The following is a 17,142-nucleotide window of genomic DNA, read 5'->3' as shown; positions in this document are numbered from 1 at the left end:
CTCGCGTGACGACGTCGTTTGGGGGTCGTGCGCGAATGGGAACAGCCTGTTCCGGCGTCATCGGTGCGCGTCCCCTTGGTTATGTCTGGGGGGAGTGCCTCATGAAGATTTCGAAGACCCGTTTGCTGTTGCTGCCGTGCCTGTTCGCGGCTGCCCCGGCCTTCGCGCAGAGCGCGCAATCGTCGCTCGGCCTCGAACGCGTGGCGGGGGAAGGCGACGAGATCGTCGTCACCGCCAACCGCGAAGCCCGCCCGGTCGATACCGTGGGGCAGGCGATCACCGTGCTCGACCTGACCACCATCGAACAGCGGCAGGCGGTGGTCGTGTCCGACCTGTTGCGCCAGACGCCGGGCGTCACCGTCACCCGCAACGGCGGCATCGGCACCACGACCAGCGTCAACATCCGCGGCGCCGACAGCGACCAGACCGTGGCGCTGATCGACGGCGTGAAGCTGAACGACCCGTCGTCGCCGGGTGGCGGGTTCAACTTCGGCAATCTGCTGATCGGCAATATCGCCCGGATCGAAGTGCTGCGCGGGGCGCAGTCGGTGCTGTGGGGCAGCCAGGCGATCGGCGGCGTCGTCAACCTCATCACCCGCCAGCCGACCGACGATCTGTCGATCAACGTGCGCGGCGAGGGCGGCTCGTTCGGTACCGGACAGGGGTTCGCGAACATCTCGGGCAAGGCGGGGCCGGTATCGGCCAGCATCGGCGGCGGCTTCCTGACCACCGACGGCATCTCGGCCTATGCGCCGGGTCGCGAAAAGGATGGCTATCGCAGCTATGGCGCGAACGGTAGCGTGTCGGTGGCGCTGGCCGACAGCGTATCGGTCGATGTCCGCGGCTTCTATTCGAACGGACGGACCGAGATCGACGGCTTTCCCGCGCCGAGCTTCAGCTTCGGCGATACCCGCGAGTACGGCGATGCCGAGCAATGGACCGGCTATACCGGCCTGAACGCCGCGTTGTTTGACGGGCGGTTCCGCAACCGCGTCGGCTATGCCCATACGTCGAGCAACCGGACCAATACCGACCCCGATGGCACGCCGACCGAGACGTTCCGGGGGAAGGGGCGCAACGACCGTATCGACTATCAGGGGTCGTTCGACGTGACGGACGCAGTGTTCGCGACCTTCGGCGTCGAGCGCGAGGTGTCGCGCTTCACCACGTCGAGCTTCGGCGGTCCGACCGCCACTGGTCGCGCGCGGCTGCTGGGCGTCTATGGCCAGTTGGCGGTGACGCCGATCGAAAACCTGACGCTGACCGGCGGCGTGCGGCATGACGACCATAATGTCTTCGGCGGGGCGACGGTGTTTTCGGGCAGCGGCGTGTGGTCGCCGAACGCCGGCAACACCGTGTTGCGCGCGAGCTATTCGGAAGGGTTCAAGGCACCGACCCTGTTCCAGTTGCAGAGCGAATATGGGAATGCGGCGCTGACCCCGGAGCGTTCGCAGGGCTGGGACGCGGGTATCACCCAGCGCGGGCTGAACGGCGCGGTCGAGGCGAGCGCGACATGGTTCGATCGTACGTCGAAGGATCTGATCGCGTTCGTGTCGTGCTTCGGCGTGACGACCGGCGTGTGCGCGGGCAAGCCGGACGGCACCTATGACAATATCGCCCGGGCCGAGGCGAAGGGGCTGGAGTTCGCGCTGAAACTGCGGCCGGTCGAGGCGTTCACCGTCGCCGCCGCCTATACGTGGCTGGATGCCGAGAACCGGTCGGCCGGGACCGCCAATTTCGGGCGCAAACTGGCGCGGCGGCCGGCCGATAGCCTGAGCGTCAACGCCGATTATCGCTGGGCGTTCGGGCTGGCAATGGGGGCGACCGTCACCATGGTCGGCGACAGTTTCGACAATGCGTCGAACGCGCGGCGGCTGGACGGCTATGTCCTGACCGATCTGCGCGCGTCGTTCCCGGTGACCGAACGGATCGACGTCTATGGCCGCGTCGAAAACCTGTTCGACGAACGTTATGAGACGATCTTTCAGTACGGGACGCCGGGGCGCGCTGCCTATGGCGGCGTGCGGCTCCGCTACTGATGAGCGACCTCGCCGAATTTTGTGCGTATGGCGGGCGGGTGACCGCCGCCATGCGTGCGTTCGGCGGGGACGACTGGATCGACCTGTCGACCGGCATCGCGCCATGGGCGTATCCGGTTACGGGCATCGACCCATCGCTACTCCCCTCCCTGACAAGGGAGGGGAGTGCGTTGGGCCTTACCCGGTTGCCCGAACCGGGCGAGATCGGCGCACTGGAACAAGCGGCGGCGCGGGCGTTCGGCGTCGCCGATCCGGCCTGCGTCGTCGCGGTGCCGGGGACCGACCTCGCGCTGCGGCTGCTGTCCGTGATCCTGCCCGCCGAGCGGCCGGCAGTGGTGCGGCCGGGCTATGCCGGCCATGCCGCGGCTTGGGGAGAGGCGCGTGCCGTCGCTGCGCTCACCGATCCGGGCGATGCCGACTTGCTGGTATTGGCCAGCCCGGCCAATCCCGACGGTTTCGTCACGCCGGCGGACCATCTGCGCGCGCTGGCGCGGCGGATGACCGTCGTGGTCGACGAAGCCTATGCCGATCCCGAGGCCGGTCTGGCGGGAGAAGCGTCCGACCGGCTGATCGTGCTGCGATCGTTCGGTAAATTCTATGGTCTGCCCGGATTGCGGCTGGGCTTCGTCCTTGCCGGGAGCGGGGTGGCGGGCGCGCTGCGTCACCTGCTCGGCGACTGGCCGGTGTCGAGTGCGGCGGTGCGGATCGGGGCGGCGGCCTATGCCGATCGCGCCTTTGCCGACGCACAGGCAGAGCGGATCGCGACGGTCGGCGCGCTGCTCGACCGTGTGCTGACCGGGGTCGATATCGTCGGCCGCGCGCCGCTGTTCCGGCTGATCGAGGCCCGCGACGCGCACGCGCTGTTCCGCCATTTGTGCAACCATGCCATCCTGACCCGGCCGTTCGCCGACCGGCGCGACCGGTTGCGGATCGGCCTGCCACCCGACGGGGCGGCATTGTCGCGCCTGACCACCGCCCTGGAGGAGTTTCCCCGATGACCGAGACGCCCGACGATCACGCCCGCCACAATGCACGGATGCAGCGTATGGCGGTCGCGCGCGAAAAGATGCAGGCGCGCCGCACGCTCGAACGCGGGCTGCTGATCGTCCATACCGGCAATGGCAAGGGCAAGTCGTCGAGCGCGTTCGGCATGGCGATCCGCAGCATCGGCTGGGGGATGCGCGTCGCGATCCTGCAGTATGTGAAGGGCAAATGGGAGACGGGCGAGCGCAACTTCTTCGACGCCCATCCCGATCTCGCCAGCTTCGAGGTGATGGGCGAGGGGTTCACCTGGGAAACGCAGGACCGCGCGCAGGACATCGCCGCCGCCCGTGCGGCATGGGAACGGTCGAAGGAGATGATCCTCGACCCCGCGATCGATTTCGTCATCCTCGACGAACTGAACATCGTGCTGCGCGACGATACGCTGCCGATCGCCGAGATCGTCGCGTTCTTGAAGGACCGGCCGCTCACCAAGCATATCTGCATCACCGGCCGCAACGCGAAGCCCGAACTGCTCGACCTCGCCGATCTGGTCACCGAATTCGGCGAGGTGAAGCATCCCTATCATGCCGGGTTCAAGGCGCAGAAGGGCGTCGAATATTGATCCGTCCGCTCGCCCTGTTGCTGGCGACACCCGCGCTGGTGTCGGCCGCGCCGCGTGCGCCCCGGATCGTGTCGATCAATCCGTGCGTCGATGCGGTGCTGCGCTTCGTCGCCGACCCGGCGCAGATCGTCGGCATCAGCCATTATTCGCAGGATACGCGGGCAACCTCGGTGCCGCTGGCATGGGCGCAGCGGTTCAAGGCGACGTCCGGGACGGCCGAGGAAGTGGTCGCGCTGCGTCCCGATATCGTGCTGGCCGGTCCGCATGTCGAACCGGCGACCATTGCCGCATTGAAGCGGCTCAAGATCGCGCTGGTGCAATATCCTGTCGCGGAATCGGTGCCGGAAAGCATGGCGCAGGTGCGTGAGATTGCAGCGGCCACTGGCCATGCCGACCGCGGCGAGGTGCTGGCGGCGCGGATCGGGGCGGCGGCAGTGCCGTCGATCGCGCGCCCGGTCGGTGCGCTGGTTTGGCAGGGGAACGGGTTGGTGCCAGGGTCAGGCACGCTGACCGACGATTTGCTCAACCGCGCCGGGTTTCGCAACATGAGCGCCCGCTACGGCCTGAAGCAATGGGACATCCTCCCGCTCGAATATCTGGTCGCCGATCCGCCGCGCGTGCTGCTGTCGACCGCGCCGGAGGGCGTGCAGGATGACCGCATGACCGGGCATCCGGCAGTGCGGCGGCTGGGGAAGCATATTACCGTCGCCGCATACCCCACGCGGTTGATGAATTGTGGCGGGCCGACGATCATCGCGGCGATGGCGCGGTTGCGACAGGTGCGCGCGCAGGTGACGTCGTGAAGCGGCTGACCCTCGGCCTGCTCGTCCTGATGCTGATCGCGGCCGCGTTGTCGGTGGCGGCGGGGAAGGTGTGGGTGCCGTTCGACGCGTGGACCGCCGACGATCCGCGTTCCATCATCATCGTCGAACTGCGCCTGCCGCGCACCGTGCTGGCGCTGCTGGTGGGGAGCGCGCTCGGGCTGTCGGGCGCGGTGATGCAAGGCTATCTGCGCAATCCGCTGGCCGATCCGGGGCTGTTCGGCGTGTCGTCGGGCGCGGCATTCGGGGCGGTGATGGCGCTGTATTTCGGCTATGCCGCGCAGATGTGGCTGCTGCCCGGCTTCGCGCTGGTGGGAGCAGGGGTGACGATGGCGCTGCTGGCGCTGATCGCGGGTCGTTCGGGCAGCCTGATCCTGTTCACGCTGGGCGGCATGATCCTGACCAGCATTACCGGATCGCTGACCGCGCTGGCCATCAGCGTCGCGCCGACGCCGTTCGTATCGTCGCAGATCGTGACGTGGCTGATGGGCGCACTGACCGATCGCAGCTGGGACGATGTGCTGGTCGCCGCGCCGCTCATCGTTGCGGGTATGGGCGTATTGGCGCTGACCGCGCGGTCGCTCGACGCGCTGACGCTGGGCGAGGCGGCGGCGCGGTCGATGGGCGTCGATCCGGCGCGGCTGCAACGGCTGGTCATCGCCGGCGTCGCGCTGACGGTCGGCGCATCGGTGGCGTCGGCGGGAATGATCGGGTTCGTCGGGCTGATCGTGCCGCATATGGTGCGGCCGTTCGCCGGCAATCGTCCATCAGCAATCCTGCTGCCCTCGGCGCTGGCAGGGGCGGTGCTGCTGACCTTTGCCGACAGTCTGGTGCGGCTGGCCCCGACGGTCAGCGAATTGCGCCTCGGTATCGCCATGTCGATGCTGGGCGGGCCGTTCTTCCTCTATCTGCTGTTCGCGATGCGGCGGAGGCTGGCATGACCGATCTGGTGGCCGATGCGATTTCGCTGATGCTCGGTGGCAAGCGCGTGCTCGACGATGTGTCGTTCGCGTTCCGGCCGGGGCGGGTGACCGCGCTGCTGGGGGCCAATGGCGCGGGCAAGTCGAGCCTGCTCGCCTGCCTCGCCGCGTTGCGCCGGCCGGATAGCGGTGCAGCGCGGCTGGGTGGGACGGACGTGCAGGCGATCGACCGGCGCGCGCGGGCGCGGGCGATCGGCCTGCTGCCGCAATCGGCCGACGTGCATTGGGACATCGACGTCGCGACGCTGGTCGGCCTCGGCCGGTTCGCGCATCGCGGGCGCTGGGGTGAGACGCAGGTTGACCGCGATGCGGTGGCGGCGGCGCTGGCGGCGACCGACATGACCGGGCTGGCCGGGCGGGGCGTCGAGCGGCTGTCGGGCGGCGAGCGCGGTCGCGCGCTGCTGGCGCGGGTGCTGGCTGGGGAGCCCGACTGGCTGCTCGCCGACGAACCGCTCGCCAGCCTCGACCCCGCGCATCAGCTCGACGTGCTGGCGCGGTTGCGCGGCGTGGCGGCAGGCGGGCGGGGCGTGGTGCTGGTGCTGCACGATCTGCATCTGGCGGCGCGGGTGGCGGATGACGCGGTGCTGCTGAAGGACGGGCGGGTCGTCGCGTCGGGGGCGGCGGACGACGTGCTGACCGCGCCGGCGATTGCGGAGGCCTATGGCATCGATGTCGAGATCGGCCGCACGCCGCAGGGCCATCGCTACATCCTGCCGGTCGCGCGGTGATCGCGCTGGCGGCGCTGATCGTCGAGGCGGCGCTCGGCTATCCGCGCCGCTGGTGGCATCCGGTGATGGGCGTCGGCGCGTTGATCGGCTGGTTCGAACAACGTTGGAACCGACGGCGTCGGCTGGAAGGGGTAACGCTGGTCGTGCTGCTGGTCGCATCGTCGGTGGCATTGGGGCTGGTGATCGAGCGATTAGGGACGGTCGTAACGACATTGATCGCCACCACGGGGCTGGCGCAGCGCAGCCTGCATGATCACGTCGCGGCGGTGGCGCAGCCGTTGATGGCGGGCGATCTTGCGGCGGCACGGCAGGCGGTGGCGATGATCGTCGGGCGCGATACGGCTGCACTGGACGAAGCCGGGGTCGCGACGGCGGCGATCGAAAGTCTGGCGGAGAGTTTCTGCGACGGGGTGGTCGCGCCGGCGCTCGGGCTGTTGCTGTTCGGACTGCCGGGGCTGTTCGCGGTGAAGGCGATCAACACCGCCGATTCGATGGTCGGGCATCGCACGCCGGCGCTCGGCGCGTTCGGCTGGGCGGCAGCGAAGGCCGACGATGTCGTCAATCTCGTGCCGGCGCGGGTGGCGGGGGCATTGATCGCGCTGGCCGGACGCGGCGGCTGGCACGCGATGCTGCGCGACGCGCGCCACCATGCTTCGCCCAATGGTGGCTGGCCGGAGGCGGCGATGGCGGGGGCGCTGGGGCGGCGGCTGGGCGGGGCGGTGAGCTATGATGGCGAGCCGACGCAGCGTGCGGTGCTGGGCGACGGGCCGCGGCCCGATGCCGGCGATCTGACCTGTGCGCTCGGCATCTATCGTACCGCCTGCCTGTTGCTGTGGCTGCTGGTCGGGGGCGTCGCATGGCTGCGGTGATGATTCAGGGGACCGGATCGGATGTCGGCAAATCGGTGCTGGTCGCCGGGCTGTGCCGGCTGCTGACCGATCGCGGCCTCAGAGTGCGCCCGTTCAAGGCGCAGAATATGTCGAACAACGCTGCCGTTTGCGCCGATGGCGGCGAGATCGGCCGGGCGCAGGCGTTGCAGGCAATCGCCTGCCGCGTGCCGCCGACGACGGACATGAACCCGGTGCTGCTCAAACCGCAGAGTGACCGGACGTCGCAACTGGTCGTTGGCGGGCGGGTCGCGGGCACGATGGCGGCGGGCGATTACCGGCGGCGGCGGCCCGAATTGCTGGCCGAGGTGCTGGCGGCCTATCTTCGATTGTCGGCCCAAGCCGATATCGTGGTGGTCGAAGGGGCAGGATCGCCCGCCGAGATCAACCTGCGCGCCGGCGATATCGCGAACATGGGCTTTGCGCGCGCTGCCGGGGTACCGGTGGTGCTGGCCGGCGATATCGATCGCGGCGGGGTGATCGCGGCGCTGGTCGGGACGCAGGCGGTGATCGACCCCGCCGATGCCGCGATGATCCGCGGTTTCCTGGTCAACAAGTTTCGCGGCGATCCGGCGCTGTTCGATGATGGCCGCGCCGAGATCGTCGCGCGGACCGGCTGGCGCGATATCGGGCTGGTGCCGTGGCTGGCGGACGCTGCGCGCCTGCCCGCCGAGGATGCGGTGGCGCTGGGTCGCGGTGCCGAGCGCGGCGACGGCCCGCTGATCGCGGTGCCGATGCTGTCGCGCATCGCCAATTTCGATGATTTCGACGCGCTGGCGCACGATCCGGCGGTGCGGTTGCGGATGATCCCGCCCGGCCAGCCGCTGCCGGGCGATGCCGCGCTGGTGATCCTGCCGGGGACCAAGGCGACGATTGCCGACCTCGCGTTCCTGCGCGAACAGGGGTGGGATATCGACCTTGCCGCGCATGTCCGGCGCGGGGGGCAGGTAATCGGCATTTGCGGGGGTTATCAGATGCTGGGGGCGTCGATTGCCGACCCCGACGGGATCGAGGGACCGGCGGGGTGGGTCGCCGGGCTGGGTCTGCTGCCGATCGATACGGTGATCGCGGGGGTGAAGACGACGCGGCCGATCACAGGGACGTTGGTCGATGGTGCCGCATTTGCCGGGTATGAAATCCATGCCGGCGTCACGACCGTCGCGCCGGGCACGCCGCCGCTGCTGCGCTTCGCCGATGGGGTGCCCGATGGCGCGGTCGCGCGCGACGGGCAGATCGCCGGTTGCTATGTCCACGGCCTGTTCGATGCCGCCAGCGCCCGCGCGAGCCTGTTGCTGCGGATCGGCGCACAGGCCGACCCGCTCGACCGGCGCGAGGGCATCAACGCCGCGCTCGACGGGGTGGCGCGGGCGCTCGAAGCGGCGCTGGATATCGATGCACTTCTGGACATTGCCGGGGAGGCCCCATGATCGACGACATTCGCGCGCATCTCGACGCGCTGGCCAAGCCGCGCGGGGCGATGGGGCGGCTGGAGACGCTGGCGACCGAGCTGGCGCTGACGCAGCGGCGGATCGACGCGCGGACCTCGCCCCGACACGCGGTCCTGTTCGCGGGCGACCATGGCTGTGTGGCGGAGGGCGTATCGGCATGGCCGTCCGAGGTGACGGCGATGATGGTCGCCACCATCCTGTCGGGGCGCGCGACCAGCAACGCGCTGGCCGCTGCCGCCGATTGCCCGTTGCGGCTGGTCGATGTCGGGATGACGGGTGCGCGGGTCGTTGGACCGTCGTTCTTCCGCGATGCCCGCGTCGCCGACGGCACCGCGCCGCTGGGGGCCGGGCCGGCGATGACCGTGGCGCAGTTCGATGCGGCGTGGGGCATCGGTGCCGATGAGGCGGCGCGCGCCGTCGACGACGGTGCGGTGCTGCTGATCGCTGGGGAGATGGGGATCGGCAACACGACCCCGACCGCCTGCCTGACCGCGCTGCTGACCGGACTCGACCCCGCTGCGGCGGTCGGGCGCGGGGCAGGGGCGGACGACACGGTGCTTGCCGCCAAGCGCCGCGTCGTTGCCGTAGCGACCGATCGTGCGCAGGGAGTAACCGAAGCGCGTGAGGCAATCGCTTCGGTCGCGGGCTATGAAATCGCGGCGATGGCCGGCTTCTACGCGGCGGGCGCGGCGCGGGGGGTGACGCTGCTGCTCGACGGTTATGTCGCCACCGCCGCCGCCCTGATCGCGCAGACGCTCGCGCCGGGCAGTGCGAAGGCGATGATCGCAGGCCATCGTTCGGCCGAGCCGGGGCATCAGGCGGCGCTCGCGGCGCTCGGGCTGACGCCGGTGCTCGACTGGGAAATGCGGCTGGGCGAGGGCAGTGGGGCGCTGACGGCGTTGCCGTTGCTCGATGCCGCGTCGGCGCTGCTCAACGACGTGGTGCGGCTCGACCAGATCGGGGCGGATCGTGCCGACTGAGGTGCCGCGCTGGGCCGCGCCGTTGCTGGCGCTCCAGTTCCTGACGCGCCTGCCGGTGCCGATCCTTGCCCGGCTGACGGCCGAGCAGGCGGCGGCGGGACTGGCGCGGGCGATGGCGTGGCTGCCGCCGGTCGGCACGCTGATCGGCGCGGTCACGGCGGGGGTGTTCGTCGTAGCCGGCCGGGTTTGGCCGCCACTGGTCGCGGCGACGCTGGCGCTGATCGTCGAGGCGTTGCTGACCGGTGCGTTTCACGAGGATGCGGTCGCCGATTTTTGCGATGCGTTCGGTGGCACCGCGTCGGGGGAGCGCGCGCTGACGATCATGAAGGACAGCCGCATCGGCAGCTATGGAGCACTCGGGCTGGCATTGAGCGTGCTGCTGCGGATTGCGGCGATGGTCGCATTGCCGGCTCCGGTCGCGGCGGCGGCGATTATCGGCGCGGCGACGGCGGGGCGGTTGTGCGCGGTGACGCTGGCGGCGATCGTCGCCCCGGTCGGCAGCGGCGCGGGGATGGCGGTACGTGCCGGACGGATGCCGCCGGGGCGGCTGGCACTGGCGGGGGTGCTGGCGCTGCCCGGCCTCGCGCCGATCCTGTGGCTGCGGCCCGGCGCGACGGGAGCGGCGTTTGCCGCAATGCTCCTGTTGTTGCTCTGGCTGCGCCGTTTCCTGATCGCGCGGATCGGGGGGAGTACCGGCGACTGTCTCGGCTTCGCGGCGGCGATGGGGCAGTTGGCGCTGCTGCTGGCGGTCGCCGCGCGGTGAAGGTGTTGCTGCTGCGCCATCCGCCGGTCGCAAAGGCGTGGCAGGGGCGCTGCTATGGCCGGTCCGACATGGGGTGGAGTCGCGAGGGCCGGACGCTGGCGGCGCGGATCGTCGCCGACCTCGCCGCCACCACGATCGACGCCATCGTCCATTCGGGCGCGCGCCGCACCCGGCGGCTGGCCGAGCGGATCGCGCGCGGCCGAGAGACCGCCGTGACGACCGATCCCCGCTGGCGCGAACGCGACTTCGGCGCATGGGAGGGCCGGTCGTGGAACGCGATCTGGCGCGAGACGGGGCCGGAGATGGACCGGATGATGACCGATCCCGAAACCTATCGCCCCGGTGGCGGAGAGAGCGGACGCGACCTTGCCGACCGGGTGCTGGCCGCATGGGCGGCGCTGCCGCGCGAACCGACCGTGCTGGTCGTCGCGCATGGCGGACCGATCGCGACGCTGCGCACGGTGCTCGACGGCCAGTCGCTTACCCGCGCGGTCGATTTCATCCCCGCCTGTGGTGAGATCGTCGTGCTTCAGCGCCGCCAGTAGCGGACATGATCGACCTGCATCGATTGCGGGAACTTGCTGTCGTCGATGCCCATCTTGCCGCCCCAGTCGCCGCCGACCGCGACGTTCAGGATCAGGTCGAACGGCCGGTCGAACGGCCATGCCGCGCGCCCGCCCGGCTGGTCGTTGGCGACGCGCATATAGCCGCGCCCGTCGATGCCGATGGTGATCGCCTGTGGGGTCCAGTCGAGCTGATAGTGATGCCATTGGCCGCAAACGTCGGTCATCTTGCGCGATCCGCCGCGTTGCGTGCCCCGGGCATGGTTGAATTTGGCCGTGTGCAGCGTCGCATGGACCAGATCGGGTTCGTAGCCGACCAGTTCGAGGATATCGATCTCGCCCTCGTCGGGCCATTTGCCATCGGGCGGCAGCATCCACAGCGCCGGCCAGATGCCACGCCCGCACGGCAGCTTCGCGCGAATGTCGTAAAAGCCATAGCCCATCGGCTTCACCGACACGATCCGGGCGGAGGTATAGTCCTGTCCGCCGGAATCGCCGCCCTTCGGTTTCTCCCGCCGCGCCTCGATCACCAGCGCGCCATCGGCGATCCGGGCATTGGCGGGGGTGTCGGCGGGCGCATAATATTGCCGCTCGTTATTGTACCAGCCGTCGCGATTGCGGCTGGTATCGAAGCGCCAGTGCGCCGGATCGATGGCCTTGCCGGTAAATTCGTCGGCAAAGGTCGGCGCGCCGGCGGGTGGCGCGATGGCGATATCGACCGCATGGTTGCTGGCACCCAGCGTCGGGGCGTCCTGCGCCACCCCGGCGGTGGCGATCCCCGCCGCCATCGTCGCCCACACCATCCGCATCGCGCAACCTCCTGCAATCGCGCCCGTATTCCGGCGCTTTGCCGGCATCGTACGAAGCGGACCCGGCCACGCGCAACCCCCCAGCCGGTCCGACCGTTCAGCGCGCGACTTTCCCATCATGGAGCAGGACGAATGACGGTGCAGCAGTTCGACTATCGCGACGGCGACACGGTGTTGCAGGCGGGCGTGGTGTTCCCCGCCGGGGACGGCCCGGCCCCCGCCGTGCTGATCGCGCACCAATGGGCCGGACGCGGCGAGGACGAGCATCGGACTGCCGAGCGGCTCGCCGAACTTGGCTATGTCGGCATCGCGATCGATATGTTCGGCAAGGACGTGCAAGGCGATCCGGCGGGCGACAACAGCCATCTGATCGGCCCGTTCCTGTCCGATCGCGCCGCGTTGTTGCAGCGGATGCGCGCAGGCGTTGCGTTCGCCGCGTCGCTCGACCGAGTGGACGCAACGAAGATCGCGGCGATCGGCTATTGCTTCGGTGGGCTGTGCGCCCTCGACCTCGCGCGCGGCGGGGCCGACGGCGTGGTGGGCGTGGTCAGCCTGCACGGCATGCTCGATGGCAACGATCTGGGCGGTCACGGCCCGATCGCGGCGAAGGTGCTGGTCGAACATGGCTGGCAGGACCCGATGGCCGCGCCGGACAAGGTACTGGCCTTTGCCGAGGAAATGGGCGCGCGGCATGCCGACTGGCAGTTGCACGCGCACGGCCGGGCGATGCACGCCTTCACCAACCCCCATGCCGCTGCGCCGGAGAAGGGCATGGCCTATGACGCCGATGCCGATCGCCGGTCCTGGGCGTCGGTCGTCGCGTTCCTTGGCGAGCTGTTCTGACCGGCTTTGCGAACCCGCTGTCGCGCCCCCATCTATCCGGCACCCCAGTACGGAAGCCCATGATGACCGAATATCGCAAGACCGAGGCGGCAATCGCCCGCCTGACTCCCGAACAATTCCATGTGACGCAGGAGAGCGGCACCGAACGGCCCGGCACCGGCGAATATCTGCACGAGAAGCGCGCCGGCCTCTATGTCGACATCGTGTCGGGCGAACCTTTGTTCGCATCGGCCGACAAGTTCGATTCGCATTGCGGCTGGCCGAGCTTCACCAAGCCGATCGAGCCCGCCAATGTCGCCGAACTGAACGACACGACGCACGGCATGGTCCGCACCGAAGTCCGCTCGGCGGGCGGCGACAGTCATTTGGGGCACGTCTTCCCCGATGGTCCGCGTGATCGCGGTGGCCTGCGCTACTGCATCAACTCCGCTGCGCTGCGCTTCGTCCCTCGCGAAGCGATGGAGAGCGAAGGCTATGGCGCGTATGTCGATCAGGTAGAGGGATAGACGAACTACGCTCCCTTCTGGTCACGAAAGGCGGGCGCTGTTGCCGATCGGCAACAGCGCCCGTTGTAATGATTACGTAACGCGGCCGTAACCGTCGTTTCACCCCCCGACGTCAGGGGCAGCCCCAAGGCGGGAGCGTTAACGCTCCCCTAACAAGGGGCTTTCTGACATGGTTGGTATCTTCGCCCGGTCCTCGCGGGCCGTCGTCGTGCGCGCATTGCTGACGGGCGCGGCATTCCTGCCCGTCGCCGCGCTGGCCGATCCGGTCGAGGATATGCCGGTCGTCGCCGATCCGGTGGCCCCCGAAGAGGAACAGGAAATCGTGGTGAGCGGCAGCCGCCCGATCGCCGAATCCGAAGCCGCCGCGCTCGAAATCCAGCGCAACAGCACCGCGCTTGTCTCGGTCATCGCCTCCGACGCGGTCGGTCGCCTGCCCGACCAGAATATCGCTCAGGCGATCAGCCGCCTGCCCGGCGTCGGCGTCGAGCGCGACCAGGGTCAGGCCCGCTACGTCAACCTGCGCGGCGCGCCGAAGCGCTGGACCACGCTGTCGTTCGACGGCGTGAACGTCGTCAGCCCCGAAGGCCGCGCCGCGCGCTTCGATTCGATCCCCTCGGCCATCGCCAAGCAGATCATCGTCCGCAAGGCGGTGACCCCCGACATGGTCGGCGAAACGATTTCGGGTAACGTCGACATCATCACCCGTTCGGGTTTCGACCAGAACGGTTTCCACGTCGCGGGCAAGGCAGGCTATGGCATCGTCGAACTGGGCAACCGCCGCGAGTTCGAAGGATCGCTGGTCGTGTCCGACCGGTTCGACACCGGCATCGGCGAATTCGCCATCGCATCGTCGGCCAGCCTCTATCGGCGCGGCATGGTCACCGACAATTTCGAAACCGACTGGGAAACCGTGGCGCAGGACGCGCGGCCGGGCTTTGCCGATCGCATCTGGGCGCGCGAGACCGAGAACAAGCTCTATCGCCTCGTCCGCAAGAATTATGCGCTGTCGACCCGGCTCGACTGGAAGCCGGCACCGGGCCATCGCATCTTCGCCGAAACCATCTATTCGGCGTTCCAGGACGACGAACAGCGCAACAACTATATCTTCGATCTCGACGATCAGCAGTCGCGTACGCCCACCGGCACCGCTGCCTGCGCCGTGAACGCCACGCCGGCCACCGGCACGACCGGCTATGCCGATGTGTGCACCGTCAACACCCCGCTCGCCGGCACGGTGTACGGCATCGACCTCAATTCCAACTTCACCGTGCGCGCGTACAAGCAGTCGGTGTTCACCAACACGCTGGGCGGCGACCATGATCTCGATACGTGGCGCGTGTCGTGGCGGGCCAATTACAGCCGCTCGATCGACGACCGGACCCAGCCGGCGCAGCTGAACTATGACAGCCCGTCGTTCGGCACCAACGGCGCGAACGCCGCCAACCGCCTGACCGTCGGCTATGACTTCACCGATCCGCAACTGGCGCGGGTCCAGCTGTTCCGCACCATCCGCAACGCCAACGGCACCTTTGCCCGCGGTGCGCAGGTGACCGCGATCGAGGACTTCCCGCGCTCGTTGTCGCGTCTGCGCTCGCTGCTCGCCGCCGATACCACCGACGCCTATACCGCACGCGTCGATGTGCAGCATGATGTCGACGGCCTGTTCGGCGACAAGACGACCTTTGCGGTCGGCCTGCGCTTCGACGATCGTACCAAGTCGGTCGACGAACGCCTGCTTGACCTGAACAGCGCGGCGCAGTTCACCGCCGCCAACTTGCCCACCAGCTATGGCCAGATCGCGATCCCCGGCGGCTTCCAGGGCGAAATCCCGCTCGGCTACACCTTCCAGTATTTCGGCAAGGACCAGCTCCTCGACCTCGTCGACCGCGCCAAGACAGTCGGTCGCTATGTCGATCAGACCGCCAATCTGTACGACGTGAACGAGCGCATCTATTCGGCTTATGCGATGGCGACGGTCGTCACCGAATGGGGCAATGTCGTCGGCGGCGCGCGGATCGAGCATATCCGCAATGACTCCGGCGCGTTCGGCACCGGACCGCAGCGTCTCGAAGTGAAAACCAGTCAGACGCTGGTTTATCCGAGCCTGCACATCAACTACGACGTGGATGAAAATACGAAGGCGCGGCTGTCGTTCAGCACCGGCGCAGCACGCCCTGATTACGATCAGCTTCGTCCGAACCTGTCGATCAATGACGGAAACTTCACCATCGAGGGCGGCAATCCGGCAGCGAAGCCGGAAAAGGCGATGGGCGTCGACGCCTATGTCGAATATTATGCTGTCCCCAGCGGTTTCCTGTCGTTCGGCGCCTATTACAAGAGATTGCGTGGCGTACTGTTCGACACGACACGGACGGTTGGCAATGATCTGTTGAACTTCGGCGGCGTCGACCGGTCGCAATACCTGTATTCGACCATCGACAATGGCGGCGACGGCTCGATCCTCGGTGTCGAGGGCGCGATCCAGCAGCAGCTCGATCCGTTCGTGACCGATCTCGGCCTGCCCGACTGGGTAGGCGGCTTCGGCATACAGCTGAACGCCACGCTCAACCGCAGCCGCGCCGAGACCCCCGATGGCCGCCGCGTACCGCTGCCGGGTGCGTCGAACGCGGTGTACAATATCGGTGCCTATTACGAGAAATACGGCTTCTCGGCGCGGGTTCAGTATCAGAACCGCTCGCGATGGCTCGATGATCTGGGTGCGTTCGATGTCATCAACGGTGTCAATCGTGGTGTCGACGGCGGTGACTTCTACTGGGCAAAGGATAACGAACTCGACGCCTCGCTGCGCTATGCGGTCACCAGCCAGGTCGAACTGTTCGGCAATTTCAGCAACCTGCTGAACGGTCCCGGCCGTCGCTACGTCCGCGACGCCCGCTACACGATCGAGCGTGAGACGTTCGGCCGCCGCTATCAGGCCGGCGTGCGGGTGAACTTCTGATGCGGCGGTTCGCGGTCGCGGCGTTGCTGCTCGGCGGGTGTGCGGTAACGCCCCCGCCGCCGGTGACGCCGAATGCTGTGCCGATGGTCGCCGCAGTGGCGGAGACCGATCCGGTCGACACCGCTGCCGACGCCGCCGACGATCCCGCCATCTGGCGCAACCGGCGCAATCCGGCCGCTAGCCTCGTGATCGGCACCGATAAGCAGGCCGGTATCCATGTCTATGCGCTGTCGGGCAAACGGCTGAGCTTCACGCCTGCCGCGCGGCTCAACAATGTCGACCTGCGGGACGTTGGCGGCAGGGTGATCGCCGTCGCCAGCGACCGTGCGGACGTTGGCGAGGCGCATGTCGCGCTGTTCACCCTCGATACGGTTGCGGGCAAGCTGGTGCCGATGGGCCGCTATCCGGTCGGTCCCGGCGAAGCCTATGGCATGTGCCTGTGGACCCGCGCGCGCGATCACGCGCTGTTCGGCTTCGTCGTGATGAAGGACGGCCGCATCGATCAGGTGTCGATCGACACGACCGGCGCGACGCCGCAGGTCCGCACCGTGCGGTCGATAAAGGTCGGCACGCAGGCAGAGGGCTGTGTGGTCGACGACCGGACGGGGCTGCTCTACGTCGCCGAGGAGGATATCGGCCTTTGGCGCTTCGCCGCCGATCCCGCCGCGCCCGTCACCGGCATGGCCGTCGCGAAGGTCGACGGCACGACGCTGGTCGCCGATGCCGAAGGGCTGGCACTGGCCCCTAAGGGCCGCGATGGCGGCTATCTGGTCGTCAGCAGCCAGGGCGACAATGCCTACACCCTCTACCGCCTGCCGGCGCTCAGCTATGCCGGGCGTTTCCGCATCGGCGGTGGCGCGATCGACGGGACCAGCGAGACCGACGGCATCGACCTGATGCTCGGCGATTTCGGCCCCGGCCTGCGCCACGGCCTGATGGTAGCGCAGGACGGCGACAACGCGCCGGAGACACAGAACTTCAAATTCGTAGCATGGGACAAGGTGCGAAAGGTGTTGCGGCTGCGCTGAACGGCTTGCCGATCGGTACGGACGGCTGCCCCGCGCATCCTCATGACCAGCGCGGGGGCGCCTTGTGTGGCCGAAACGCGCCATGTCGCGACGGGCAGCGTCGATGCAGGCATCATGGCCGGCGCGCAGTTCGGCATCGGGGGTCTCGACGCGCCGTGCGGCCTCGGCGAAACTTATAGTCG

General features: G+C 68.5%; 16 protein-coding genes. 15 read left to right on the top strand and 1 reads right to left on the bottom strand.

The genetic code is table 11. The annotated features are described in order from the left end of the window. The first annotated feature begins 101 nt into the window (after window positions 1–101). Genes ASE50_RS14830 through ASE50_RS14780 form a run of 11 tightly spaced genes read left to right on the top strand, consistent with a single transcriptional unit; the run spans window position 102 to window position 10,797 of the window. Complete coding sequence (locus ASE50_RS14830) at window positions 102–2,039, top strand: TonB-dependent receptor plug domain-containing protein (RefSeq protein ID WP_056402186.1); 1,938 nt, start codon at window positions 102–104, stop codon at window positions 2,037–2,039. After that, window positions 2,039–3,037, top strand: a complete 999-nt coding sequence (locus ASE50_RS14825; protein WP_056402182.1) for an aminotransferase class I/II-fold pyridoxal phosphate-dependent enzyme — start codon at window positions 2,039–2,041, stop codon at window positions 3,035–3,037. The genes ASE50_RS14830 and ASE50_RS14825 overlap by 1 nt, the downstream gene beginning before the upstream one ends. Continuing rightward, window positions 3,034–3,645, top strand: coding sequence for a cob(I)yrinic acid a,c-diamide adenosyltransferase (gene cobO / locus ASE50_RS14820; RefSeq protein WP_056402179.1), 612 nt, complete (start codon window positions 3,034–3,036; stop codon window positions 3,643–3,645). Before ASE50_RS14825 ends, cobO begins: the two co-directional genes overlap by 4 nt. After that, window positions 3,642–4,448, top strand: coding sequence for an ABC transporter substrate-binding protein (locus ASE50_RS14815; RefSeq protein WP_235512377.1), 807 nt, complete (start codon window positions 3,642–3,644; stop codon window positions 4,446–4,448). The genes cobO and ASE50_RS14815 overlap by 4 nt, the downstream gene beginning before the upstream one ends. Beyond that, window positions 4,445–5,407, top strand: a complete 963-nt coding sequence (locus ASE50_RS14810) for a FecCD family ABC transporter permease (protein WP_082439057.1) — start codon at window positions 4,445–4,447, stop codon at window positions 5,405–5,407. Before ASE50_RS14815 ends, ASE50_RS14810 begins: the two co-directional genes overlap by 4 nt. Next, on the top strand, window positions 5,404–6,174 hold the full coding sequence (locus tag ASE50_RS14805; protein ID WP_056402176.1) for an ABC transporter ATP-binding protein: 771 nt from the start codon (window positions 5,404–5,406) through the stop codon (window positions 6,172–6,174). Before ASE50_RS14810 ends, ASE50_RS14805 begins: the two co-directional genes overlap by 4 nt. Then, the gene (gene cbiB / locus ASE50_RS14800; RefSeq protein WP_056402520.1) at window positions 6,174–7,043 is read left to right on the top strand and encodes an adenosylcobinamide-phosphate synthase CbiB; all 870 of its coding nucleotides are present in this window, start codon (window positions 6,174–6,176) and stop codon (window positions 7,041–7,043) included. The genes ASE50_RS14805 and cbiB overlap by 1 nt, the downstream gene beginning before the upstream one ends. Beyond that, window positions 7,031–8,488: a cobyric acid synthase gene (locus ASE50_RS14795; protein WP_056402173.1), complete on the top strand. Its 1,458-nt coding sequence runs from the start codon at window positions 7,031–7,033 to the stop codon at window positions 8,486–8,488. Before cbiB ends, ASE50_RS14795 begins: the two co-directional genes overlap by 13 nt. Next, window positions 8,485–9,489 (top strand): nicotinate-nucleotide--dimethylbenzimidazole phosphoribosyltransferase, encoded by a 1,005-nt coding sequence (gene cobT, locus ASE50_RS14790; RefSeq protein WP_056402171.1) that lies wholly within the window; start codon window positions 8,485–8,487, stop codon window positions 9,487–9,489. The genes ASE50_RS14795 and cobT overlap by 4 nt, the downstream gene beginning before the upstream one ends. Then, window positions 9,479–10,252 carry an adenosylcobinamide-GDP ribazoletransferase gene (locus ASE50_RS14785; RefSeq protein ID WP_235512376.1) on the top strand — a complete coding sequence of 258 codons (774 nt, stop codon included), beginning with the start codon at window positions 9,479–9,481 and terminating at the stop codon, window positions 10,250–10,252. The genes cobT and ASE50_RS14785 overlap by 11 nt, the downstream gene beginning before the upstream one ends. Beyond that, window positions 10,249–10,797, top strand: coding sequence for a histidine phosphatase family protein (locus ASE50_RS14780; RefSeq protein ID WP_056402168.1), 549 nt, complete (start codon window positions 10,249–10,251; stop codon window positions 10,795–10,797). The genes ASE50_RS14785 and ASE50_RS14780 overlap by 4 nt, the downstream gene beginning before the upstream one ends. On the opposite strand, the gene ASE50_RS14775 is transcribed toward ASE50_RS14780, so the two are convergent. Beyond that, window positions 10,782–11,624, bottom strand: coding sequence for a family 16 glycosylhydrolase (locus ASE50_RS14775; protein WP_082439048.1), 843 nt, complete (start codon window positions 11,622–11,624; stop codon window positions 10,782–10,784). The two genes, ASE50_RS14780 and ASE50_RS14775, sit on opposite strands and share 16 nt — an antisense overlap. A gap of 132 nt (window positions 11,625–11,756) precedes the next feature. Here ASE50_RS14775 and ASE50_RS14770 point away from each other — a divergent pair, with 132 nt between their 5' ends. The 4 genes from ASE50_RS14770 to ASE50_RS14755 all read left to right on the top strand — a co-directional run bounded on the left by ASE50_RS14770 (window position 11,757) and on the right by ASE50_RS14755 (window position 16,960). Beyond that, window positions 11,757–12,467: a dienelactone hydrolase family protein gene (locus tag ASE50_RS14770; RefSeq protein ID WP_056402165.1), complete on the top strand. Its 711-nt coding sequence runs from the start codon at window positions 11,757–11,759 to the stop codon at window positions 12,465–12,467. Window positions 12,468–12,529: 62 nt separating this feature from the next. Then, window positions 12,530–12,973 (top strand): peptide-methionine (R)-S-oxide reductase MsrB, encoded by a 444-nt coding sequence (msrB, locus tag ASE50_RS14765; RefSeq protein WP_056402511.1) that lies wholly within the window; start codon window positions 12,530–12,532, stop codon window positions 12,971–12,973. A 169-nt stretch (window positions 12,974–13,142) separates the two neighbouring features. Beyond that, the gene (locus tag ASE50_RS14760; protein WP_056402162.1) at window positions 13,143–15,932 is read left to right on the top strand and encodes a TonB-dependent receptor; all 2,790 of its coding nucleotides are present in this window, start codon (window positions 13,143–13,145) and stop codon (window positions 15,930–15,932) included. Further along, entirely contained in the window at window positions 15,932–16,960 is a 1,029-nt protein-coding gene (locus ASE50_RS14755) for a phytase (protein ID WP_056402158.1), read from the top strand. Before ASE50_RS14760 ends, ASE50_RS14755 begins: the two co-directional genes overlap by 1 nt. The last annotated feature ends 182 nt before the right edge of the window (window positions 16,961–17,142 follow it).

This window comes from Sphingomonas sp. Leaf5, assembly GCF_001421155.1.
Lineage (GTDB): Bacteria > Pseudomonadota > Alphaproteobacteria > Sphingomonadales > Sphingomonadaceae > Sphingomonas.
This window is presented reverse-complemented; position numbering and strand designations above follow the sequence as displayed.